Source organism: Croceitalea sp. W27 (assembly GCF_055693185.1).
Map to the genome: position 1 here is coordinate 1978324 of NZ_CM146327.1, position 20713 is coordinate 1999036.

The 20713-nt window shown below is 37.8% G+C and carries 23 protein-coding genes; 15 read left to right on the forward strand and 8 right to left on the reverse strand.

Annotated elements, in window-relative coordinates:
• The first annotated feature begins 17 nt into the window (after positions 1 to 17).
• The 6 genes from ACZ1GR_RS08930 to ACZ1GR_RS08955 all read left to right on the forward strand — a co-directional run bounded on the left by ACZ1GR_RS08930 (position 18) and on the right by ACZ1GR_RS08955 (position 4423).
• On the forward strand, positions 18 to 1019 hold the full coding sequence (locus tag ACZ1GR_RS08930; RefSeq protein WP_472611780.1) for a bestrophin family protein: 1002 nt from the start codon (positions 18 to 20) through the stop codon (positions 1017 to 1019).
• Positions 1019 to 1978, forward strand: coding sequence for a YheT family hydrolase (locus ACZ1GR_RS08935; RefSeq protein ID WP_472611781.1), 960 nt, complete (start codon positions 1019 to 1021; stop codon positions 1976 to 1978). Before ACZ1GR_RS08930 ends, ACZ1GR_RS08935 begins: the two co-directional genes overlap by 1 nt.
• Before the next feature lie 95 nt (positions 1979 to 2073).
• Positions 2074 to 2550, forward strand: a complete 477-nt coding sequence (locus ACZ1GR_RS08940) for a c-type cytochrome (RefSeq protein WP_472611782.1) — start codon at positions 2074 to 2076, stop codon at positions 2548 to 2550.
• Positions 2551 to 2629: 79 nt separating this feature from the next.
• Positions 2630 to 3349, forward strand: coding sequence for a membrane or secreted protein (locus ACZ1GR_RS08945; protein WP_472611783.1), 720 nt, complete (start codon positions 2630 to 2632; stop codon positions 3347 to 3349).
• Between the two features lie 150 nt (positions 3350 to 3499).
• Entirely contained in the window at positions 3500 to 4090 is a 591-nt protein-coding gene (locus ACZ1GR_RS08950) for a DinB family protein (protein ID WP_472611784.1), read from the forward strand.
• Between the two features lie 57 nt (positions 4091 to 4147).
• A complete protein-coding gene (locus tag ACZ1GR_RS08955) occupies positions 4148 to 4423 on the forward strand; it encodes a hypothetical protein (protein ID WP_472611785.1) in 276 nt (91 codons plus the stop codon).
• 4 nt (positions 4424 to 4427) lie between these two features.
• Here ACZ1GR_RS08955 and ACZ1GR_RS08960 read toward each other — a convergent pair whose 3' ends face one another.
• On the reverse strand, positions 4428 to 6056 hold the full coding sequence (locus tag ACZ1GR_RS08960; protein ID WP_472611786.1) for a SulP family inorganic anion transporter: 1629 nt from the start codon (positions 6054 to 6056) through the stop codon (positions 4428 to 4430).
• An 80-nt stretch (positions 6057 to 6136) separates the two neighbouring features.
• Complete coding sequence (locus ACZ1GR_RS08965; protein ID WP_472608661.1) at positions 6137 to 7108, reverse strand: phytanoyl-CoA dioxygenase family protein; 972 nt, start codon at positions 7106 to 7108, stop codon at positions 6137 to 6139.
• A gap of 153 nt (positions 7109 to 7261) precedes the next feature.
• Here ACZ1GR_RS08965 and ACZ1GR_RS08970 point away from each other — a divergent pair, with 153 nt between their 5' ends.
• Complete coding sequence (locus ACZ1GR_RS08970; RefSeq protein ID WP_472608662.1) at positions 7262 to 8155, forward strand: AraC family transcriptional regulator; 894 nt, start codon at positions 7262 to 7264, stop codon at positions 8153 to 8155.
• A 45-nt stretch (positions 8156 to 8200) separates the two neighbouring features.
• On the opposite strand, the gene ACZ1GR_RS08975 is transcribed toward ACZ1GR_RS08970, so the two are convergent.
• Positions 8201 to 9118 carry a nicotinic acid mononucleotide adenyltransferase gene (locus ACZ1GR_RS08975; protein ID WP_472608663.1) on the reverse strand — a complete coding sequence of 306 codons (918 nt, stop codon included), beginning with the start codon at positions 9116 to 9118 and terminating at the stop codon, positions 8201 to 8203.
• Between the two features lie 139 nt (positions 9119 to 9257).
• Between ACZ1GR_RS08975 and ACZ1GR_RS08980 the strand changes: the two genes are divergently transcribed.
• Positions 9258 to 10247 carry an NAD(P)H-dependent glycerol-3-phosphate dehydrogenase gene (locus ACZ1GR_RS08980; protein WP_472608664.1) on the forward strand — a complete coding sequence of 330 codons (990 nt, stop codon included), beginning with the start codon at positions 9258 to 9260 and terminating at the stop codon, positions 10245 to 10247.
• Here ACZ1GR_RS08980 and ACZ1GR_RS08985 read toward each other — a convergent pair.
• The 3 genes from ACZ1GR_RS08985 to ACZ1GR_RS08995 form a co-directional block, all read right to left on the reverse strand.
• Positions 10244 to 11902, reverse strand: a complete 1659-nt coding sequence (locus ACZ1GR_RS08985) for a glycerol-3-phosphate dehydrogenase/oxidase (RefSeq protein WP_472608665.1) — start codon at positions 11900 to 11902, stop codon at positions 10244 to 10246. The genes ACZ1GR_RS08980 and ACZ1GR_RS08985 overlap by 4 nt on opposite strands.
• A gap of 79 nt (positions 11903 to 11981) precedes the next feature.
• Complete coding sequence (locus tag ACZ1GR_RS08990; RefSeq protein ID WP_472608666.1) at positions 11982 to 12302, reverse strand: antibiotic biosynthesis monooxygenase family protein; 321 nt, start codon at positions 12300 to 12302, stop codon at positions 11982 to 11984.
• Positions 12302 to 12658: a hypothetical protein gene (locus ACZ1GR_RS08995; protein ID WP_472608667.1), complete on the reverse strand. Its 357-nt coding sequence runs from the start codon at positions 12656 to 12658 to the stop codon at positions 12302 to 12304. The genes ACZ1GR_RS08990 and ACZ1GR_RS08995 overlap by 1 nt, the downstream gene beginning before the upstream one ends.
• A gap of 61 nt (positions 12659 to 12719) precedes the next feature.
• Here ACZ1GR_RS08995 and ACZ1GR_RS09000 point away from each other — a divergent pair, with 61 nt between their 5' ends.
• The 7 genes from ACZ1GR_RS09000 (at position 12720) to ACZ1GR_RS09030 (ending at position 18779) form a co-directional block, all read left to right on the forward strand.
• Complete coding sequence (locus ACZ1GR_RS09000) at positions 12720 to 13229, forward strand: CvpA family protein (RefSeq protein WP_472608668.1); 510 nt, start codon at positions 12720 to 12722, stop codon at positions 13227 to 13229.
• 164 nt (positions 13230 to 13393) lie between these two features.
• Complete coding sequence (locus tag ACZ1GR_RS09005) at positions 13394 to 13873, forward strand: CAP domain-containing protein (protein WP_472608669.1); 480 nt, start codon at positions 13394 to 13396, stop codon at positions 13871 to 13873.
• 302 nt (positions 13874 to 14175) lie between these two features.
• Positions 14176 to 14679, forward strand: coding sequence for a CAP domain-containing protein (locus ACZ1GR_RS09010; RefSeq protein ID WP_472608670.1), 504 nt, complete (start codon positions 14176 to 14178; stop codon positions 14677 to 14679).
• A gap of 132 nt (positions 14680 to 14811) precedes the next feature.
• Entirely contained in the window at positions 14812 to 15180 is a 369-nt protein-coding gene (locus ACZ1GR_RS09015; protein WP_472608671.1) for a DUF1304 domain-containing protein, read from the forward strand.
• An 87-nt stretch (positions 15181 to 15267) separates the two neighbouring features.
• Complete coding sequence (gene amaB, locus ACZ1GR_RS09020) at positions 15268 to 16821, forward strand: L-piperidine-6-carboxylate dehydrogenase (protein WP_472608672.1); 1554 nt, start codon at positions 15268 to 15270, stop codon at positions 16819 to 16821.
• A gap of 474 nt (positions 16822 to 17295) precedes the next feature.
• Positions 17296 to 18183, forward strand: coding sequence for an OmpA family protein (locus ACZ1GR_RS09025; protein WP_472608673.1), 888 nt, complete (start codon positions 17296 to 17298; stop codon positions 18181 to 18183).
• Positions 18184 to 18209: 26 nt separating this feature from the next.
• Entirely contained in the window at positions 18210 to 18779 is a 570-nt protein-coding gene (locus ACZ1GR_RS09030; RefSeq protein WP_472608674.1) for a hypothetical protein, read from the forward strand.
• A gap of 56 nt (positions 18780 to 18835) precedes the next feature.
• On the opposite strand, the gene ACZ1GR_RS09035 is transcribed toward ACZ1GR_RS09030, so the two are convergent.
• Both ACZ1GR_RS09035 and ACZ1GR_RS09040 read right to left on the reverse strand, forming a co-directional pair.
• Positions 18836 to 19831, reverse strand: a complete 996-nt coding sequence (locus ACZ1GR_RS09035; RefSeq protein WP_377766211.1) for an acyl-ACP desaturase — start codon at positions 19829 to 19831, stop codon at positions 18836 to 18838.
• A 54-nt stretch (positions 19832 to 19885) separates the two neighbouring features.
• Entirely contained in the window at positions 19886 to 20611 is a 726-nt protein-coding gene (locus ACZ1GR_RS09040) for a metallophosphoesterase (protein ID WP_472608675.1), read from the reverse strand.
• Positions 20612 to 20713 lie beyond the last annotated feature (102 nt).

The following is a 20713-nucleotide window of genomic DNA, read 5'->3' on the forward strand; positions in this document are numbered from 1 at the left end:
CTACCAATTCACAAACCATGTACATTAAAAGAAATATAAGCTGGGGCATAATCATGCGCTTTGCTTGGAAAAATCTCTTGTTTTTTATCATATATGCCGGGGTCATTTTTTCGTTCTATCACATCTTAGAATGGAAGCATATAGATATTCCCTTTCAGCCATTATCGGTCATAGGAATTGCTGTTGCTTTCTATATTGGTTTTAAAAACAGCCAAAGTTATGATCGTTTTTGGGAAGGGCGTAAAATATGGGGCGGTATCGTGAACTACTCCCGCACGTGGGCGAACAATGTTTTGAGTTTTGTTGAAAATGACCGTGCCGCACAGGTAACGTTGATCTACAGGCATATTGCATGGATCAACGCCTTGCGTATTCAACTGCGCCAACCCAACAGTTTTTCTAAAAAAGAAAATCGTGCCGTAGAACGTATGTTCGACAGGCATGGAGAGCGAAATCCTGTCTGCAATGGTTTTGAACTCTTACTTGACCCAAAAGAAGTAGCAGATTTGGAGGAAAGAAAAAATGTGGCCACCCATTTAATAAAAAATCAAGGTCTTCACCTAAAGCAGTTGTTGGCCGAAAAAAAAATAACCGAGTTTGACAAACAGGTTTTTCATAATAATCTGGAAGAAATGTACAACTTACAGGGAAAGTGCGAGCGCATTAAAAACACTCCTTTTCCTAGGCAATATGCCTATTTTAGCACTGTTTTTACATGGATTTTTGTGCTTTTGGTTCCTTTTGGACTATTGAATGTTTTTGAGTCTCAACTGATAGCCTTGGAACAAGGAAATAATTGGTGGCACATGGTATTAATGATTTTCTTCTCAGTTTTGATTTCTTGGATTTTTACAACCATGGAAAAAGTAGGCAGTAATAGTGAAGATCCTTTTGAAGGCCGTATTAATGACGTTCCTATGACAGCACTTTGCAAAACCATAGAAATTGATTTAAGGGACATGCTAGATGAGGAAAGTCTTCCCGAAAAAACAAAACCAATACATAATATATTGTACTAATGCCTTTAGTTCCCTCTAACTATAAACCTCCATTTCCGTTTAGAAATGGTCATTTCTCTACTATATACTCCGGGGTTTTTAGAAAGGTTCACGGTCTGGTACAAAAACGCGAGCGCATCGAACTCGCCGATGGAGATTTTTTAGATTTAGACTGGAGTGAAAGTAAGTCAAACACGAACAAAGTAGTTATTTTAATACATGGTCTTGAAGGTAACGCGCAACGTCATTACATCACGGGGAGTGCGAAAAGATTCAATCAAAACGGTTTTGATGCTTGTGCCATAAATTTAAGAGGATGCAGTGGAGAACAAAATCGATTATACCGGACCTACCATTCTGGCGCTTCAGATGATTTGATAGAAGTAATTCAGCATGTGTTAAAGACAAAATTTTACGAGTCCATTTTTCTTATGGGCTATAGCCTCGGCGGCAACCTTTTGCTTAAATATTTAGGTGAGGTCAATAAAATTCCACCGCAACTAAAAGGTGCGGTCGGTGTATCTGTACCATGCAGTTTAAAAAGTGCGAGTGATGAATTGTTAAAATCAAAAAATGCGATTTACTCGCAACGGTTTAAAAAACACTTACTGGCCAAACTGCATGAAAAAAAGCAATTGTTCCCTCAAAAAATATCAGAAACCGATATTAAATCGATAACTACCTTAAAAGATTTTGATGATGTCTATACCAGTAAAGCACACGGATTTGTAGATGCGCTAGACTATTACGAAAAATGTAGTTGCCAACAATTTTTACCTAACATTAAAATACCCAGTCTCATTTTAAATGCCAAGAACGATTCTTTTTTGGGTGAAGCATGCTACCCCTATAAAGAAGCACTTGAAAATTCCCATTTATTTCTAGAAGTACCTGACTTTGGAGGACATGTAGGCTTTTGGGGAAGAAAAAATATTAGCTATGCCGAAAAGCGGGGAGTAGAATTTTTAAACTCGTTGTAGCTTATTGTTACAAAAAGAAAGTTGCTTTTGTTAAGGGGCAAAGTTTGACTTATATTAGTGGCTCTAATCAACGTAACGATTAAACAAAAAGCAAGATGAAAAAAGTAATTCTGTTCATTGCCTTAGGAGCTTTTATAGCAAGTTGTGGCGGAAAGAAAGAAGAAAAGAAAGACGGATTTGAGGTAAGCCGAACGAAATCTGCAGATAAAAAAGAGGAAAATGCCGGGGTACCGGTAGATTTAGATAACAAAGGTGTTGGGCCTATTAAAAATGTGGACTTTGCCGCTGATATCGATACAGAAATGGCGGCTCGAGGAGAAGCCAAATTCAATGCCATCTGTGTAGCTTGCCATATGATAGAAGGCAGAATGATTGGGCCCGCTATGAAAGGAGTGTACGAACGTCGGAGCCCAGAATGGGTAATGAACATGATTTTAAACCCTGATGGCATGTTAAAAGAAGATCCTATTGCAAAGGCCTTATTAAAAGAATATAACAACGCAATAATGCTCAATCAAAATTTAAGTGAAGATGAAGCTCGTGATGTTGCCGAGTATCTGCGTACTTTATAAAACTTTTTTACCTAATTTAAATGCTGTTATGCTGCCAAAAGGTTGGCTTAACAGCATTTTTAATTAAAAGCAACTCCAAATGAAAACCTTTTTCTCAATAGTATTCATACTGTTTTCGTTTTGTGCACTGCAGTCTCAGTCTCTCATCGGTGCTTGGGAAGCAGAGAAATCCGCAAAGACCGATTCAATCACAAAAGGCTTTAAAATTGTATTTATTTTTTCTAAGAATCATCATGTTGCCTCAGCGTATAATACTAAAACAGGTGCTTTTATGGCAACATTTGGAGGGAGTTGGTCTACTGATGGTAATTCCATTTCCCAAACAATTGAATTTGATTCCCAAAATCCTGATAGAATTGGCAAGACCAAGTCTTATGAGATAGAACTCACCGCTAATTCATTACACTTGAAAGGTGATAATATTAAACTAAAACGCATAGATAGTGGTGGCCCAGGTGCACTTGCCGGAGCTTGGTTAATGTCTGGCCGTAAACGTAATGGGGAGTTTCAAAGTAGGGATACCAATAGACCACGTAAAACCATGAAAATACTTTCTGGCACTCGCTTTCAATGGATTGCATACAATACCGAAACAAAGCAGTTTATGGGTACTGGTGGCGGCACTTACACCACCGTTAATGGCAAATACACCGAGAATATTAAATTCTTTTCGAAGGACGATTCTAGAGTTGGTGCTAGTTTACAATTTGATTTTGAATTAAAGGAAGGGGATTGGCACCATTCTGGTTTTAGCAGTAAGGGTGATCCGCTCTATGAAATTTGGAGTTTGAGGCAGTAGGCAGTAGGCAGTAGGCAGTAGGCAGTAGGCAGTAGGCAGTAGGCAGTAGGCAGTAGGCAGTAGGCAGTAGGCAGTAGGCAGTAGGCAGTAGGCAGTAGGCAGTAGGCAGTAGGCAGTAGGCAGTAGGCAGTAAAATTATTAAAACTAAATATGAAAAGATTATTTTTAATCGTAGTTCTTGTATCAGTTTATCATTTAGAAGCCCAAGATATGAAGGTTCCATATGAACAAATTCCCGAAGCGCCATCAGATTACACCACCGGAAATGTTATAGGTAGAATGATTGATGGTCTAGGGTATCGATTTCACTGGGCCACAAAAGACCTTACAAAAGCAGATTTAGACTATAAAGCTTCTAAGGAGGGAAGAACTATTCTAGAAACTTTACAGCATATTTATGGTATGTCTGAAATGATTTTAGAAGCCCCAAAAGGAGAACCAAGTATCCGCCCCAAAGATTTTAGTAGCTATTCTTTTGAAGAATTACGAAAAAAAACCTTGGAGAATCTGGAGGCAGCGAGTAATCTTGTTAAAGGCAAAAACGCCAATGAAGTTTCCGATTTTAAGGTGACTTTCGAGCGAGGTGGCAAACAAACCGATTTTCCATATTGGAATATGCTTAATGGAATGCTGTCTGACTGTATTCATCATACGGGGCAAATCGTTACCATGCGAAGGGCCAACGGCAATCCGCAAAACCCAAAAGTGAATGTATTTTTAGGAAAAACCAAAGTGGATTAATATCTTCTCTTGTAACAAAACCACTTTTTTCACTACCCATAATAAAAGCAGAAGATTATGGGTTCAGCTAGTCAACCAATGTTAGTTGTTAAATACAACCGATCATTATTAAAAAAAAGGAAAAGTTTTAAAGAACTACGAAAAGACTATATAGGATATGCAGGCGAAACTAAGCTTAGATTTAAAGAACTCACTCCTTTTGAGCAACAAAAAATTCGGGATAAAATAATTGCTCAAGCTAAAAGAGATAAAGCCTACAATATAAAAATGGGGCTAGTTTCACTCCTTCTCTTATGCCTAATTGTTTTTGGGCTATATCGCTTGTTTTCTTAGAAAGTTATAATCCCCATAGTTTAAAAGGATTATTGGTGTCGGCCTCTGATTTGGTCACAATTTTATCGGCAACCACTTTATAGGTCGGATCTTCCATAAGGTTGACCTCTATAATGTCTTCCGCATTTTTTAACAAACGCACACAGTCTTTACTCAAATGCCTTAAATGCACTTTTTTACCTGCATTTGCATAACGCTCGGTAATTTTATTTAATGCTTCAATACCCGACATATCAGCTACACGGCTTTCTTGGAAATCAATTATAACCTCATCGGGGTCGTTTTGAATATCGAACTTTTCGGCAAATAAGGTGGTGGATCCAAAAAATAAAGGGCCGTAGATTTCATAATGTTTTATACCATCTTCATCAACATGTTTTCTGGCACGAATGCGTTTTGCATTCTCCCATGAATAGGCCAATGCCGAAATGATAACCCCCAATAAAACCGCAACCGCAAGGTTATGGGTAATTGCAGTTATTAAAGTGACCAAAATCATAACAATAACATCAGAATTGGGCATTTTACGAAAGGTCTTAAAACTCGCCCATTCAAAAGTTCCGATAGCCACCATAAACATTAGACCTACCAATGCTGCCATAGGTAAGCGCTCAATAAGGCTACTGCCAAACATAATAAATACTAGAAGCATTACCGCTGCCGTTATTCCAGATAGTCTTGCCCTTGCACCAGAAGAGGTATTGATCAAACTCTGCCCAATCATGGCACAGCCACCCATACCGGATAAAAACCCTGAAAGGATATTCGCCGTTCCCTGTGCAACACACTCTTTATTACCTCGGCCGCGTGTTTCGGTGATTTCATCTATAATATTTAAGGTCAGTAAACTTTCGATAAGGCCAACACCAGCTACGATACCTGCATAAGGTAAAATAATCATAAAAGTCTCCCAAGTAAACGGTATCTGGGGAATGGAAAGCGGGGGAAATCCTCCTTTTATAGTCTCTCCTTCACGCATCGTATCTGCAACGGTAAGCGTGTCTACACCAAAACCTAAAACTATTGCCGAAACAATAACAATGGCCACTAACGAAGATGGTACTGCTTTTGTCAATTTTGGTAAACCCCAAATAATTAACATGGTCAATAGGGTTAAGCCAAGCATAATATATAACGAAGAACCTGATAGCAGTTCATCTGTTCCTTTTTGATAAAAATTAGGAAACTGGGCCATAAAGATGATAATGGCCAAACCGTTTACAAATCCGAACATCACGGGATGCGGTACTAAACGAATAAACTTACCTAATCGAAGTATTCCAGCAAGAATCTGAAATGCTCCCGCAATAATAACGGTAGCAAAAACATAGTTCAAAATCGTTTCTGGTTCTATTCCTGGAAAAGTTTTTTTTAATTCTAAAATTAGCCCAACAAAAATAACTGCTACCGCCCCTGTTGCACCAGATATCATTCCTGGCCTACCGCCTAAAATCGAGGTCACCAACGCCAAAATAAAAGCGGCATAAAGTCCTGTTAATGGAGAAAATCCAGGAATAAGTGCAAAAGCAATAGCTTCTGGAACTAGAGCCAGTGCAACTGTTAGTCCTGAAAGGATTTCAGTCTTGTAATCTACTTTTTGTTTAAAATCGAATAGGTTCAGGTACTTTTTCATGGGTACTGTTTGAAGCGCGCAAAAATAACACTATTCCTTAAGTAAGCATCAGAAAATCAAATTTTTAAGAATTTGCTAAACTACCAGGTTTTTAATCCTAGTAACCTCTCTCCTAACTGACTTAATTTAGCAGTTTCGTATTTTGTTTGCTCCCAATTTCTCGGGTCGCCTGGAAAAGCATAGCCTTCTGGAGCAATTCTGTTTTTCCAAGAATTAATACGCCAATTGCGTAACGCCTCATTGTCTTCTTCCGCAGGCATCATTGAAATATATTGAGCAATACGCACTTTATCCTTTGATTTGTTAGGTCTAATACCGTGGGGCTCTGTGCTATTAAAAATCAACAAATCTCTAGCATTCATTTTAACCTTTACAATCTTGTCTTCTATACCATCCAAACTTGGTTGAAAATGATTTCGGTCTTCAGGTTGTGTCAACTTCCAGGTATCATAATTTCTATATAGCCATGGGATACATTGAAAACCTCCCATATCCTCATCTGTCTGATCGGCCAGTGCGAGAACACCTTGAACGTTTTGCGGTCTGGTCTCAGGGTCGTAATCCCAATGGATAAATCCTTTTTTGTTGTCTCCAGGCCGTTGTGGAAAATTCAAGTTTGCTCGATCAATAGTGACCCATAGTTTTTCAGTACCCCAAATATCTACAAATGCATCATATACCCTTTGGGTCTGCCTATTGTTCCATAAATATTGATGATTGTATACCTCTACCATTCCTGTTCCCGTTAACTCCTTCATTTGCATTTCTGCTCGAGGTGGTGCGTACCAAGTGCTAGGATCATTAGGATTTTTCTCGTCAAATTCCCAAAGAAAATCTGCAGTTGCCTTTGCTTTTTCTTTAGATACCGCATTTTTAATAACGATATATCCATTATGAATCCAAAAACTCCAATCATCTTCAGAGAGTACTCTTAATGCTTCTTTATTAAAGCGTTTATTTAAACTTTTTTTACTAGTGGTGGCCGTAGAAGGATTTCCGGGAATCTCTTTATGCACCTTATTTGCCATTTCTAATTTTTCAGCATTCTTCATAGTCGTAAGTTTTGTTTTACTGGTTCAAATGTAGTAGAGTGACCATTACAATTTGATGCTAATATTGACATAAATTTGTACTATTTTAACTTTTTGAATATCATTACTTATTTTTAATGACAATTTTGTGCTATATCTAATAAAAAGGCATTTATGAAAATTCAATTGGAAACCATCTCCCCAGATGCTAAAAGTCCCTTCAGACTTTTGCACAATCCTAAATTGAATCATTTATTTTATTGGCATTTTCACCCAGAGCTTGAGCTTGTTTATATTGAAGGAGCTAGTGCAAAAAGACATGTAGGAAATCACATATCAGAATACAGCGAAAGTGACCTAGTCTTAATCGGCGCCAATATACCACACCTCAACTTTGATCACGGAGTAACAACGACCTATCGCAAAGAAGTTCTACACTTTAAATCTAATTTTAGGGATAAGATACTAGACAGTTTGCCAGAGTTGCACCAAATTGATAGGCTACTGGAACTGTCTAAGTATGGAATTGCATTCTTTGGAACCACTAAAAAGAAGGTGGGAGAACTCATGAAAACCTTACACTCCCTTGAGCCTTTTGATTACTTTATGACCATTATGAATCTTTTAAAATTATTAGCCGGCAGCAACGAATTTGAATTGTTGCATAAAACCCCATTTGTTAATAAGTATAGTAGCAAAGAACAAGAAAGAATCCGTAAAATCTATGGTTTTATTGACGAACAATACCAGTCTAAAATCTTACTTGAAGAAGTAGCTTCGCTATGTAATTTGACCAAACCTGCGTTCTGTCGATATTTTAAAAAAGCTACCGGAAGTACATTTATTGCGTTTTTAAATCAATATCGCATAAGCCAGGTAAAGCGATTACTTTTAAAAGGTAAAAATGTGACCGAAGCATGTTTTGAATGTGGTTTTGAAAGCCTTTCGTATTTTAATCGAAGTTTCAAAAAAGTCACTGGTGAGAATCCATCAGAATTTAGGAAAACTTATTTAAAAAAAGAACCGCCCCGAGTCTTAGACACTTCGGAGCGGTTCCTAACTAAATAACCAACCAAAAAACTTGTTCTAATAGTCGTAGACTATTTATATTCCTTACATTTTACGTTTTCGCGTTACATTCATCTTTTTATTTGAAGATTTTACACGCTTTTTACCTGTTTTACTATCTGATTTTAAGAACTGAATAAACCCTCTGCCTCCAAATTCATAAACCGTTTCACTGGCAACGTGGTACAGTTCAATTGTACTATCATCAATAACGTACAACTCAAAATAATCATTGCCCAAAAAGTCATAATCGAGTGTTAAAGTTTTTAAAGTTTCATCATTGGTATCAAAAACTTCATAGTCTCCCTCATAATCCCACTGAAGATTCTGCAAAGGAGTATTAGATGCGTCTATTGAAGATCTAAAATACCCTCCATTATCTGAAAAGAACTGCAAGTAATTTTCATCATCAAATTCATTTATTGCACCAACTTCACTTGTAAAAGTTTTCTCCCATGCGCCATATTCTTGCAGAAACAAGTTTATATTTTCATAAAACACCCTGTCGTAATCAAAATTATTACGTCGATACCCGTTTAAAAAGTACGATGTATTGGAGCGTGCATCATAAAGTTCTAAAGTCGAATTGTTTACGGCAAAAACCTCTAGCGCCCATAAACCATCTACATCATGGTCAATATCTACCACTCCGCTTAATGTTGAATATGAACCAACATCAATACCAAGCCCATTACCCGTCTTGCCTATACCAACAATATTATTATTTGCATAAATAATGCCCCTATCAAAAGAAATGGTGAATGCACGTTGCAAAAATGGTACTTCTCCATTGCCCTCAGTTGCATTAATATCTACATACCATAAGTCATAAGACTGCAATGCCTGATCTGTATTAAAAGCAGACTCTACAATTATAGTATCATCTAAAATAACTTCTGTATAGCAAGAGCTTGCCAAAAGTCCGATCCCTAATAATCCGAATAGTAGTTTTTTTGTTCCCATATCTTTTGGTTTTAATGATTTGATAATACGATTTCAAGCATCATGCCAAAAAACATAACTATTTGAAAATCAATGCTTAATATGAATTCTTTTTGATTTACCTACCTTTAACTCTTTAATCGATGTTAATACATTCCATTTGAAGATTACAGTTTTAGGGGGTGGTAGCTGGGCCACAGCTATCGTAAAAATGTTAACGGAAAATTCTGATGATGTGCATTGGTATATGCGAAGTATCTATGCTATAGCACATATCAGAAAAGAGGGGCATAACCCCAATTATTTAAGTTCTGTGGAACTACACAATGAAAGAATTACGCTGACCGATGTAATAGATGAAGCCGTAGCAGCCTCAGAAGTACTTGTTTTTGCCATTCCATCGGCCTTTTTAGAGACGGAACTGAAAAAACTGACCGTATCTCTCGAGAATAAAATTGTTTTCTCGGCTATTAAGGGAATAGTGCCAGAAACCGGATTAATTGTTGGAGAGCACTTTCATGACCACTATAATATTCCTTTTGAAAATATTGGTGTCATTACCGGACCCTGCCATGCAGAAGAAGTAGCTCTAGAACGTTTGTCTTATCTTACAATCGCCAGTGCCGATGAAAAAAAAGCAAAACTGCTCGCCTCTCATTTGCAAAGCCATTATATAAAGACCAAAATATCAGACGACATTATTGGTACCGAATATGCCGCCATGCTAAAAAATATCTATGCAATTGCAGCTGGTATTGCCCATGGCTTAGGCTATGGAGACAATTTTCAAAGTGTTTTGATGAGCAATGCAATTCGTGAAATGAAACGTTTCATTGACCGTGTGCATAAAATGAAACGAAACATTAATAATTCTGCATATCTAGGAGATTTATTGGTTACCGGATATTCCACTTTTAGCCGTAATCGTATGTTCGGTAATATGATCGGCAAGGGCTATACTGTAAAAAGTGCCCAAATGGAAATGAATATGGTTGCCGAAGGGTACTACGCTAGCAAAAGTGCACATCTACTTAATCAAAAGCACAAGAAAAAAAGTAAAACTCCTATAATTAATGCGGTTTACGATATTCTGTATGAAAATAAAAACCCAAAAAAAGTCTTTAAAAAGTTAACTGATAAAATTGATTAAGCCCTTTCTAGGGAGAAATTAGAGTGGGAATCCAGCTCTTCTTCCAACTTTTCCTTAAACTTTAGAATTTCAGCATCATCGTAGTCATATGATTTTTTAAAATCTGCCAGTACAGGTTCCATATAGGTTCTAATACTGTCTATATCAAAATATAAACGCCCGGTTCTACGAATAAAGAAATCCATAGGATTGAGAACCATTTCATTTTCGATACCAAATTTTAATTCTGCACGTAGCATCCGCAACCCAGCATCACTATTTTTGAAGGTTTTATACGCTTCAAGTATTTCTTCGGTCTGCTTTCCATAATTAGTCACGAGATACCAAGCATCATAGTGCACAAAGCCATCGGGCTCTATTTTTGAAAAGACTTCCTCGATATACTTTTTAACATGTTTGAATTTTTTGAATTGACTTCCACACAGCGGAATTTTATCCGTAGTACATTCCTTGAAATCTAAATCATATTCTTCTTCCATTTTTTTCGAAATACGATTTACCACACGCTCGGCCATCTTACGATACCCTGTAAGCTTTCCTCCTGCAATACTCACTAATCCAGTATCTGAAGTAAAGATCTCGTCTTTACGAGATAACTCTGAAGCCGATTTACCTTCTTCATGAATTAATGGCCTAAGACCTGCCCATGACGAAATGATATCATCCAATTCTAATTCGATATCCGGAAACATATTATTCACGGCCGAAATCAAATAAATGGCGTCCGCGATATCTGTTTTAACATTGTCCTTATCCAAATTAAAGTTTGTATCGGTGGTACCAACATAGGTGATTTTTCCTCTAGGGATGGCAAACATCATTCTACCATCGGGAATATCGAAATACACGGATTGTTTTACTGGAAGTTTTTCAAAAGGAAATACCAGATGTACCCCTTTTGTCAAATGTAAGCGCTTTCCTTTTTTAGAATTGTTAGTACTTCGTAACTCATCAACCCAAGGGCCAGCGGCACTTATTACATATTTCGACTTGATATTGAACTGTGTGCCTGTGGCCACATCCATAACCTGTACTCCGGCTACTTTTTCATCTTCATAGATAAAATTCTCAACTTCAGCATAGTTTAAGGCCTTTGCACCGTAATTAAGGCTTGTTTTAATATTTTCGATTGTCAATCTTGCATCATCGGTGCGGTACTCGGCATAATAACCTGCACCGTTTAGAATCTTTTTAGGCAAAAGAGGTTCTAGTTTTAAGGCCTCTTTCTTTTCAAGCATTTGCCTTTTATCATCTCCCGTCACCTGAGCCAAAATATCATAGACTTTGAGCCCAATAGACGTCAACCACTTACCGTAAGATCCACCATCGATTAGGGGTAGAAGCATTTTCTCGGGCAATACCAAATGTGGGGCCAATTTATGCACAATGGCGCGCTCCGAACCCACCTCTTTTACCAACCAAAAATCGAACTGTTTTAGATAACGTAAACCTCCATGTATCAATTTGGTCGACTTACTGCTGGTACCAGAAGTAAAATCTCCCTTTTCTACCAAAGCTACTTTCATTCCCCTAGATGCTGCATCCAAGGCGATTCCCCCTCCTGTTATTCCACCGCCGATTACAACCAAATCATAAGTTTGAGTAGAAAGTTCTTGAATAATTTCTTTTCGATCAAGGTTAGAAAATCTAATCATGCTGTTCTTTTTCATAAATTTTATACAAAGATGCAAAAATATGTATGCTACACTATGCTATTATTAATTTTTTGTTCCCTTACATACTGGGCTTATGGCCAAAGTCATATTCTCGTTCTACCACACAGACCCTTACTTTATACCAAGAATACCATTCTTTTACGCCCCTGTCTTGCGCCGTAAGGTGTTCTAAATTAGCCTTCCAGTTTACGATGGCCTCTTGCGATTCCCAGTAACTTATCGCGATTCCTAAACCCGAACGAGCACTTTCAAAATCTAAAAATCCGGGTTGTTCCCTGGCAAGCTTTTCCATTTTAATCGCGGTTTCACTGTAACCATTATCACCTGATGTTCTTGTATTGGTAAAAATCACGGCGTAGTAAGGCTTTTTTAATTCCATTATTGAATATATTCTTTCTCTAAAAAATAACTTACAATCGCCTCTTTCATTAAAACGGTCTGCTCACCGGCCTTTAAAGGAGGTAGTTCTGCCTTTATATTGTAGTGCGGCCAGCCATCGTCATCAAAAAAATCGAACTCATAATACCCATAAGGTTCGAGTAATCTACAAATTGCAATATGCATTAAATTTACCTTTTCGTCTTTCTTATACTTTTTTTCATATTGCCCTAATTCTTGTACTCCTACTAAATAAATAATAGCGTCCAACTCCAACAGGTCACCATCTGCAAATTGCGCAGAAAGTTTTTCTACAAGTACATCCCATCGTTCTTTTAAAACTGTATCTCTGGCCATAAAAAGATAAAATTCAAAGGTACAAATTCAATATCCTATATTTGTTCAAAACACCATTATCATGAGTTTTCTCGACATCGTTTTAGGCATTCTTCTCGTGTGGGGACTTTATAAAGGCTTAAAAAACGGCCTTTTTGTAGAACTTGCTTCTCTGGTCGCCCTTGTAGCCGGAATTTATGGCGCTATTCACTTTTCTTATATCGCTGGGGACTATCTATGGCAAAATATGGAATGGAACGAAAAGTATATTAAGGTGACGGCTTTCTTGATCACTTTTGTGGCCATAATTGTACTCGTCGGCCTGGCAGGGAAATTACTTACCAAAATAGCAGATTTTGCCATGCTAGGGATTCTGAATAAAATTGCCGGTGGAATTTTTGGGGCCTTGAAAGTAGCTATAATTTTGGGCGCAATGCTCGTGTTTTTTGAAAAGGCGACATCATCTTTTAACTTTATTAATAAAGACACCCAGAATGAATCGATACTTTATAGACCAGTTCGAGATATCGGCGCTTTTGTTTTTAGTCAGGTTTTTAAAGAGGAAAAAGTTGATGATGAGGCCAAAAAATAGCTTTATTAGGTATTTCTTCCTATAAATCATACACTACATCGAAAATCACAAGAGTACCTTAGTTTGAATTTGCCAAAGAGGCTACATTTAAACCTGCTCTTCTTAGAGCATTGAAGTTTACCCCATATCTTCATTATGAACTGCCGCTATCAAGTAAGATACGAATGAGCAGGACACTATTTTTAAGACTACTTTTATTTACATGTGCACTATTTGCCTTGTCTTGCACAACCGAAGAACTAGCAGAACCCAATACCGTCGAGGCCCTTAACGACACCAGATTAGAAGCCGAAATAATGGAACTTGTCAATTCTCACAGAAGTACACTAGGGCTAGATAAATTAAATTTCAACGAGGTTGCCTATACTTATGCTGGTGAACATAATGACTATATGATTGCGAAAGGCAGTCTAAGCCACGATAATTTTAATCGACGGGCGTCGAGAATTTCGTCAGAAGCAAATGCAGAAAGGGTTGGCGAAAATGTAGCCAAAGATTATTCATCTGCAGAATCGGTTTTCAACGGTTGGTTAAAGAGCGAATCACATAAAAAAAATATTGAAGACATTTATACGCATACCGCAATTAGTGTAAAGAGAAATTCTGAGGGCGACCTTTACTTTACACAAATCTTCTTCAACTAATAAAATGAATACTACATTGTTGTAAATGAACGATGTTTTTTGCAGTTTCTCTATAGCAAGTATTTTCTTACATCCTTGAAAGGGGCATTAACGGCGATAAAGTGTTAAAAATGCCATGAAAAGCAGCTTTTTAACGATGAAAAAACCCTTGTCTTTCATCGATAAGCCCTTATAGGTTCTTATTTTGCAGCTTATCGAAATTTTTAACCACGATAAAGGTTTTTTAATGCGTAAAGTGGAGTTCAGTTGTAGTTTCGCTGAGCAAAAAAATAACAAAAACGATTCAAAGATTCCCCCAAATCATGAAATCAAATTACATCTTTTTATTACTTATTATAATTGTTCTTGCTTCTTGTTCGTCACCTTCAATAGAAAATGAAGAAGCCTTATACGAAAATGAGAACACCGCATTAGAAAGTACAACGCTAAATGCTTCTACCGTAGAGAAAGAAGTTTTTGAAGCAATCAATTCACACAGAGAAGAAATGGGCTTGACCAAATTGGTATATAGCAACGAAACCTATAAGTATGCCGAAGAGCATAATAGCTATATGATTGCTGAAGGAAAAATTAGCCATGACAACTTTAATTCAAGAGCAAATGGAGTAGCTAACGAAACGGGTGCCTCTGTTGTAAAAGAAAATGTAGCCAAAAACTATCCAAAAGCCGAACAAGCATTAAAAGGCTGGTTAAACAGCAAATCACATAGAGATGCAATAGAAGGTGACTTTACACATACCACTATAAGCGTAAAGGCCGATGACAAAGGGAAATTATACTACACACAATTATTTTTCAAGATATAAATAAGGTTAAGAAATAGATACATGTTTTAAATTAAGTATTGAGGTTTGGAGAAAAGGTCTGTGGTGATGCAGACCTTTTTATTTGCAAAAACCTGCTGTGAGAATAATTTTATACCTTTCTGAAAAAGAAGAATGATACTCATATTAGCTAAAGTTATAACCGTAATCGTCGCCTTAATGCATTTCTATTTTTTATGGCTAGAGATGTTTGCTTGGACTACGAAAGGGAAAAAGGTATTTCGAAACTTTCCTGCAGACTTATTCGAGCCTACCAAAAGTATGGCTGCCAATCAAGGGCTCTATAATGGCTTTCTAGCTGCCGGTCTAATTTGGTCAATTTTTATAGGCAATCCCTTATGGGCGGCCAACGTGGCTTTATTTTTTCTTGCCTGCGTTGCAATTGCGGGAATTTATGGCGGGTTTTCGGTGTCAAAGAAAATATTCTTTGTCCAGGCAGTTCCAGCATTAATCGGTATCGTTCTTTGGCTTTTCATCCGCTAAATATTGAATTACCTACTTCGCAACTAACAATACTATTCTTTGTAGTTTTGTGAAAAATCTAACAATACACTTTTTAAAAGTTATAAAATGTCAAAAATCGCAGCTACTTTCGGCTTAGACAAAGCCCTTGAACAACTTGGCCTAAAAGAAATCAATTCAGGAACCTCAACAGGTTCCAATAATTTTGGTTCTGGAGAGTTGATTGAATCATATTCCCCGGTCGATGGCTCGCTTATCGGAAAAGTGAAAAGCACCACCAAAGATGACTATGAAAAAGTATTGAATACAGCTACTAAAGCCTTTATAGATTGGCGCTCGGTGCCCGCACCTCAAAGAGGTGAGATGGTCCGTCAGTTCGGAGAAAGACTAAGAGAGCTTAAAGAACCATTAGGTAAATTGGTCTCTTATGAAATGGGTAAATCATATCAAGAAGGTCTTGGAGAGGTACAAGAAATGATTGATATCTGCGATTTTGCCGTAGGGCTTTCAAGGCAGTTGCATGGCCTTACCATGCATTCTGAACGACCGGGGCATCGCATGTACGAGCAGTATCACCCACTTGGTGTTGTAGGTATTATTTCTGCCTTTAACTTTCCGGTAGCGGTATGGGCTTGGAATACCGCATTGGCCTGGATTTCCGGAGATGTTTGTGTTTGGAAACCTTCGGAAAAAACACCATTATGCGGTGTAGCCTGCCAAAATATTATTGCACATGTTTTAAAGCAAAACAATTTACCGGAAGGAATCTCATGTTTGATAAATGGTGATTACAAAGTAGGTGAGTTAATGACCAATGATAAGAGAGTTCCTTTAATTTCTGCAACCGGTTCTATAAGAATGGGTAAAATAGTTGCTCAGGCTGTAGCTGCAAGATTGGGAAAATCACTATTGGAACTTGGTGGTAACAATGCTATAATCGTTACCCCCGATGCAGATATAAAAATGACGGTTATAGGCGCTGTTTTCGGAGCAGTCGGTACGGCCGGTCAACGCTGTACCTCTACCAGAAGATTAATTATTCATGAATCCGTTTACGATAATGTTAAAAACGCCGTAGTTGATGCCTACAAGCAACTTCGCATTGGAAATCCTTTAGATGAAAACAATCATGTCGGGCCTTTAATAGACACTGATGCAGCAAAAATGTATACGGATGCTTTAGAAAAAGCAAAAGAAGAAGGGGGGTCTGTTTTAGTTGAAGGCGGTATACTCTCAGGAGATGGCTATGAAAGTGGTTGTTATGTAAAACCTGCAATTGTAGAAGCAGATAATAGCTTCAATATTGTTCAAGAAGAGACCTTTGCACCGATATTATATTTGCTTAAGTATTCTGGTGAAGTAGAAAACGCCATTGCACAACAAAACGGTGTTGTACAAGGCTTGTCTTCGGCTATCATGACAAACAATCTAAGGGAAGCTGAGCGTTTTTTATCTGCATCAGGTAGCGATTGTGGTATCGCCAATGTTAATATTGGTACTTCAGGAGCTGAGATTGGCGGTGCTTTTGGTGGTGAAAAAGAAACGGGGGGAGGCCGCGAAAGCGGTTCTGATGCATGGAAAATTTATATGCGTAGACAAACCAACACCATTAACTATACAACAGAGCTGCCCCTAGCACAGGGAATTAAGTTTGACTTGTAATATTTATTACCATATAACACTTTAAAAAAAGCTTCCTATTCAGTTTTAGATGGGAAGCTTTTTTATCAGGTAAGGCTATGGCCTTCTTAAAAGTAAAACCGCTGCCCCACTAAGAACAACGGTTTAAAACCAACTTAACTAACTCAAACTTAATATTTGAAAACCCTATCTCAGTGCCGGAACTTTGTCGGGAGAAATAGGGTTATTACCAAAATTTTGTTCTAATTTCTTACTGTTATGTTTTAGGTCAATTAACACTCATATAACTTGTAGAGAAAATTGTGTATTTGGTCATTTTTTATCCTTTTTTGCGCCTAGAATAAAAATTGGGTTGATTCCTTTTCTCATCCAACTAATTGGTTTCTAAGAAATTCCTTTGAAAAATTTAACTTTTTTTAAGAGATTTTTAATACTTTGGGGTCTTAAACACTAATTACTATTAACATGACTAGAAACCTGTCCTATCTATTAGGTATGATCATTACGATCTTAGCAGGAATCTATTTTTATCTAAGCTGTTGCAGTGAATGCGGAACCCAAGTGGCCGATACTGATGCTGAAGCAGCACAAGAAGAGATAGTTCCTCCCAAAGAACCAGAAGCCACTACTTTCCCCTTTTCTTTTAAAGATGGAGATTACGCTTTTGAGGTTCAAGAAAATTTCAATTTTAAACTTTCCTCAGCCTCTTTTTTAACTCCCCTATCCGATACTATCGGCAGTGGAATAGAAGGATTAAAGGGTTATTTGGCAGAAAACACTAACAAAGTGATTAACATCACAGGCTTATACAAAAGTGAAGAAACCAATAATACGGCTTTCCCAAACTTAGGCTTAGCCCGAGCAAACAAAGTAAAAAACTACTTTGTTTCACAAGGTATTCCTTCTGCACAGACAAATACGTTCGGAAAATTGATGGATGATTTAATTCCTCTCGAGGACACGCTCTTGGGCCCAATTACCTATGAAATTAATACACAGGCCGAAGATGCTGGCGAAGCGCTAAAAGCACTTTATGATGATATCAAGGCGAACCCCTTAGTATTATATTTTAATACGGGTGAAGCAGCTATTAATTTAACGCCTGAGCAACGTGAAAAAGTGGCCAAGATAGCACGTTATCTAGACAAGGTAGATGGCGCCACATGCAATGTTGTAGGTCATACCGATAATACTGGCTCTAGAACGACCAATATTAGATTAGGCCTAGAGCGGGCAGATTTTGCTATGGCATACCTTATAAAAAACGGAATCACCGCATCAAAAATCAAGACTAGTTCAAAAGGCCCTGATTCTCCTATTGCGACCAATGCAACCGAAGAAGGCAGGTCTAAAAACAGAAGAACTGTTGTAACACTAAATTAAATAACACAATACTAAAACATATAAAAATGGATTTTGAAAATATGAACATCTGGTGCTGGTTAATTCCGCTTTTAACTGGTTTAATTTGTGGAATTATAGGCTATTACTGGGGCAAGGGAAACAGTGAAGTAATAGATAACTCTGCAGAACTTAAAGTCTTAGAGGATAAAAATGCACAATTAAAAGCAGACTTAGATGCCTGCAACAAGAAGTTGACCGTAGCTCCTGCCGCAGTAGCCCCTAAGAAAAAGGCTACCCCTAAAGCTAAAGTTGCGCCAGCTTCCATTGCGGCCGCCGCTTTTGATGCAAATGCCGCCAAAGCCGCCTTTGGCAAGCGCGTTAAGCAAGACGACCTTAAAGTTGTTGAAGGTATCGGACCGAAAATAGAAGGTCTTTTCCACAATTTTGATATTAAGACCTGGAAGGCCTTATCGGAAGCTTCTGTCGCTAAATGTCAAGAGGTTTTAAATTCTGGCGGTGAGCGCTATCGCATTCATGACCCAGCTTCATGGCCGCTGCAAGCGAAAATGGCCTACAAAGGAGACTGGAAAAAACTTGCTAAATGGCAAGATGAACATAAAGGAGGTAAGTTATAATTATCCAAATACTAAATAATCAACAAAAAAACCGGTCTTTAACAAGACCGGTTTTTTTATAACATTCCGTTAGCTTCTACCCACTTGAACTTGTATTGATCTTGTTCAAAAATCATACGTTCAGATATTCTTTGTAATCGGTCGGGCAATTTCATCAAGTAGTCCCTGGCTTTTTCAGCTTGATCTGAAAGTTGTCCTAGGTTACCAATAGCCCAATAGTCATTCAGTTTTTTGAGAATATCTATATAATCTTGTGCGGTATACACCCCTAGTCGTTGTGCACAATTTGAAAAAAGCTCAAAAGCCGTACCTATTTCACCCCCCGATTCCCTTAAAAAATGGGCCGGCATAACAATCTTCTTTTTCATCATATCTGCAAAAGCCAACAACATTCCATTTGGGTCTTGGCCTAAAATCGTTTTAACGAATTCTCTGTAAGCCAAATGATGTCGCATTTCATCGCCCGCGATTATGGTACACATTTTACCTAACAAACTGTTCCCTTTTTGTTTGGCCATTTTACCAACACGTTTGTGGGAGATATTTGTTGCCAATTCTTGAAAAGTAGTGTAGACGAAGTTTTTATAGGGGTCTCTATCTGTACCGATATCAAAACCATCAGCAATCAAGTGTTGCGTAGTAATCTCAATTTCGCGCATATTTACCCTACCAGACAAGTATAAATATTTATTAAGCACGTCTCCATGCCTATTTTCTTCAGCAGTCCATGCCCTAACCCATTTTGACCATCCATTTTGCTTGCCAGAATGTTGGTCTACTCCTTCTACATCCATTAACCAAGATTCATAGGTCGGCAATGCTTCTTCTGTAATTGTGTCGGCGACTAAGGTTACCCAAAAGTCATATCCCAACTCCTTAGATTCTTCCCTAATTTGCTCGACCTCATCAAAAAAAGTGTCTTTTTGAGAATCGGGCAAGAAATCGGTCGGTTGCCATATTTTTTCTGGGGCTACCAAAAAATCTTCCATAAAACCTTCAACCTGTGGCTCTACAGCTTGCATCACCTCTAACCTTATATTCTTTTCGGACATCTTTGGAATTTTTACAAAGGTCTCTATAATTATTTGAAAAATATGTTGAAGTTTCTAGTTTCTTCCTTTTTCGTTTGGATAGAGCAAATGAACAGGGTCACTTTGCCAGAAAGCTTTTGTTTCAACATCCATAATGGTCAATGGTCCTTTAAAAGCAGCCCCGGTGTCAACATTCCACACATTTCCTCCTTGTTGGGGCACGGCAACGCCTGTTTTTGAAATTGGGGTATGCCCAATAAATATCTCTTTATAATGCGTTAATCGTTTTGGAAAGTCTTTATCAGTTTGTTTTAATTTAGGGTTTAGGGCGCGTGCCAATTCCCAGAGCGTTCTATCCCAATAGAACAATTGATCAAAATATTCATATTCTATTCCTTTCAAATTTGTAAAACCGGCATGAAGATAGAGGCGCTGATCCTTATCTAAATAGTTGTTTCTCAAATTCTTGTAAAAGTTAAGGTGCGGACCCCAATTTTCCTTCCCAGCTTTTAGATACGAATCTCTTGTTGCGGTTCCGCCATGGGCAAGCCACTGCGGATTTTCTTCCCCGCTTAGCATCCACTCATAGCAAAGTTCATCATGGTTTCCTCGTATAAAAAGACAGTTATGGGTTTGCTGTAGTTCGATTAAATACGCAACAGTTTCAAAGGCCTCACTCCACGAGTCTACATAATCTCCCAAAAAAATCAAGTGATCTTTTTTGGTCACCTTGGCCCGCTGTAATAGTTGGGGTATTGCTTTTTTACCTGAATGTACATCCCCGATTACAAGTCTTCGCATATTCAAATATTTAGACAATAATAGCCACAAATAAATTTAGTGCTGAAAACTTAAGGTAAAATTTGTCCGCAAAAAACACCTCTTCCCCTGTTTTTTTGGTCA

What these genes read in the sequence shown, in the direction of transcription:
- ACZ1GR_RS08995 (WP_472608667.1), bottom strand. Translation starts at nt 12,658, where the DNA reads ATGGCCAGAGATACAGTTTTAAAAGAACGATGGGATGTACTTGTAGAA.
- ACZ1GR_RS09040 (WP_472608675.1), bottom strand. Translation starts at nt 20,611, where the DNA reads ATGCGAAGACTTGTAATCGGGGATGTACATTCAGGTAAAAAAGCAATA.
- ACZ1GR_RS08955 (WP_472611785.1), top strand. Translation starts at nt 4,148, where the DNA reads ATGGGTTCAGCTAGTCAACCAATGTTAGTTGTTAAATACAACCGATCA.
- ACZ1GR_RS08975 (WP_472608663.1), bottom strand. Translation starts at nt 9,118, where the DNA reads ATGGGAACAAAAAAACTACTATTCGGATTATTAGGGATCGGACTTTTG.
- ACZ1GR_RS09000 (WP_472608668.1), top strand. Translation starts at nt 12,720, where the DNA reads ATGAGTTTTCTCGACATCGTTTTAGGCATTCTTCTCGTGTGGGGACTT.
- ACZ1GR_RS08960 (WP_472611786.1), bottom strand. Translation starts at nt 6,056, where the DNA reads ATGAAAAAGTACCTGAACCTATTCGATTTTAAACAAAAAGTAGATTAC.
- ACZ1GR_RS09035 (WP_377766211.1), bottom strand. Translation starts at nt 19,831, where the DNA reads ATGTCCGAAAAGAATATAAGGTTAGAGGTGATGCAAGCTGTAGAGCCA.
- ACZ1GR_RS08935 (WP_472611781.1), top strand. Translation starts at nt 1,019, where the DNA reads ATGCCTTTAGTTCCCTCTAACTATAAACCTCCATTTCCGTTTAGAAAT.
- ACZ1GR_RS08985 (WP_472608665.1), bottom strand. Translation starts at nt 11,902, where the DNA reads ATGATTAGATTTTCTAACCTTGATCGAAAAGAAATTATTCAAGAACTT.
- ACZ1GR_RS09030 (WP_472608674.1), top strand. Translation starts at nt 18,210, where the DNA reads ATGGATTTTGAAAATATGAACATCTGGTGCTGGTTAATTCCGCTTTTA.
- amaB (WP_472608672.1), top strand. Translation starts at nt 15,268, where the DNA reads ATGTCAAAAATCGCAGCTACTTTCGGCTTAGACAAAGCCCTTGAACAA.
- ACZ1GR_RS09005 (WP_472608669.1), top strand. Translation starts at nt 13,394, where the DNA reads ATGAGCAGGACACTATTTTTAAGACTACTTTTATTTACATGTGCACTA.
- ACZ1GR_RS08930 (WP_472611780.1), top strand. Translation starts at nt 18, where the DNA reads ATGTACATTAAAAGAAATATAAGCTGGGGCATAATCATGCGCTTTGCT.
- ACZ1GR_RS08940 (WP_472611782.1), top strand. Translation starts at nt 2,074, where the DNA reads ATGAAAAAAGTAATTCTGTTCATTGCCTTAGGAGCTTTTATAGCAAGT.
- ACZ1GR_RS08990 (WP_472608666.1), bottom strand. Translation starts at nt 12,302, where the DNA reads ATGGAATTAAAAAAGCCTTACTACGCCGTGATTTTTACCAATACAAGA.
- ACZ1GR_RS09025 (WP_472608673.1), top strand. Translation starts at nt 17,296, where the DNA reads ATGATCATTACGATCTTAGCAGGAATCTATTTTTATCTAAGCTGTTGC.
- ACZ1GR_RS09015 (WP_472608671.1), top strand. Translation starts at nt 14,812, where the DNA reads ATGATACTCATATTAGCTAAAGTTATAACCGTAATCGTCGCCTTAATG.
- ACZ1GR_RS08950 (WP_472611784.1), top strand. Translation starts at nt 3,500, where the DNA reads ATGAAAAGATTATTTTTAATCGTAGTTCTTGTATCAGTTTATCATTTA.
- ACZ1GR_RS08970 (WP_472608662.1), top strand. Translation starts at nt 7,262, where the DNA reads ATGAAAATTCAATTGGAAACCATCTCCCCAGATGCTAAAAGTCCCTTC.
- ACZ1GR_RS08945 (WP_472611783.1), top strand. Translation starts at nt 2,630, where the DNA reads ATGAAAACCTTTTTCTCAATAGTATTCATACTGTTTTCGTTTTGTGCA.
- ACZ1GR_RS09010 (WP_472608670.1), top strand. Translation starts at nt 14,176, where the DNA reads ATGAAATCAAATTACATCTTTTTATTACTTATTATAATTGTTCTTGCT.
- ACZ1GR_RS08965 (WP_472608661.1), bottom strand. Translation starts at nt 7,108, where the DNA reads ATGAAGAATGCTGAAAAATTAGAAATGGCAAATAAGGTGCATAAAGAG.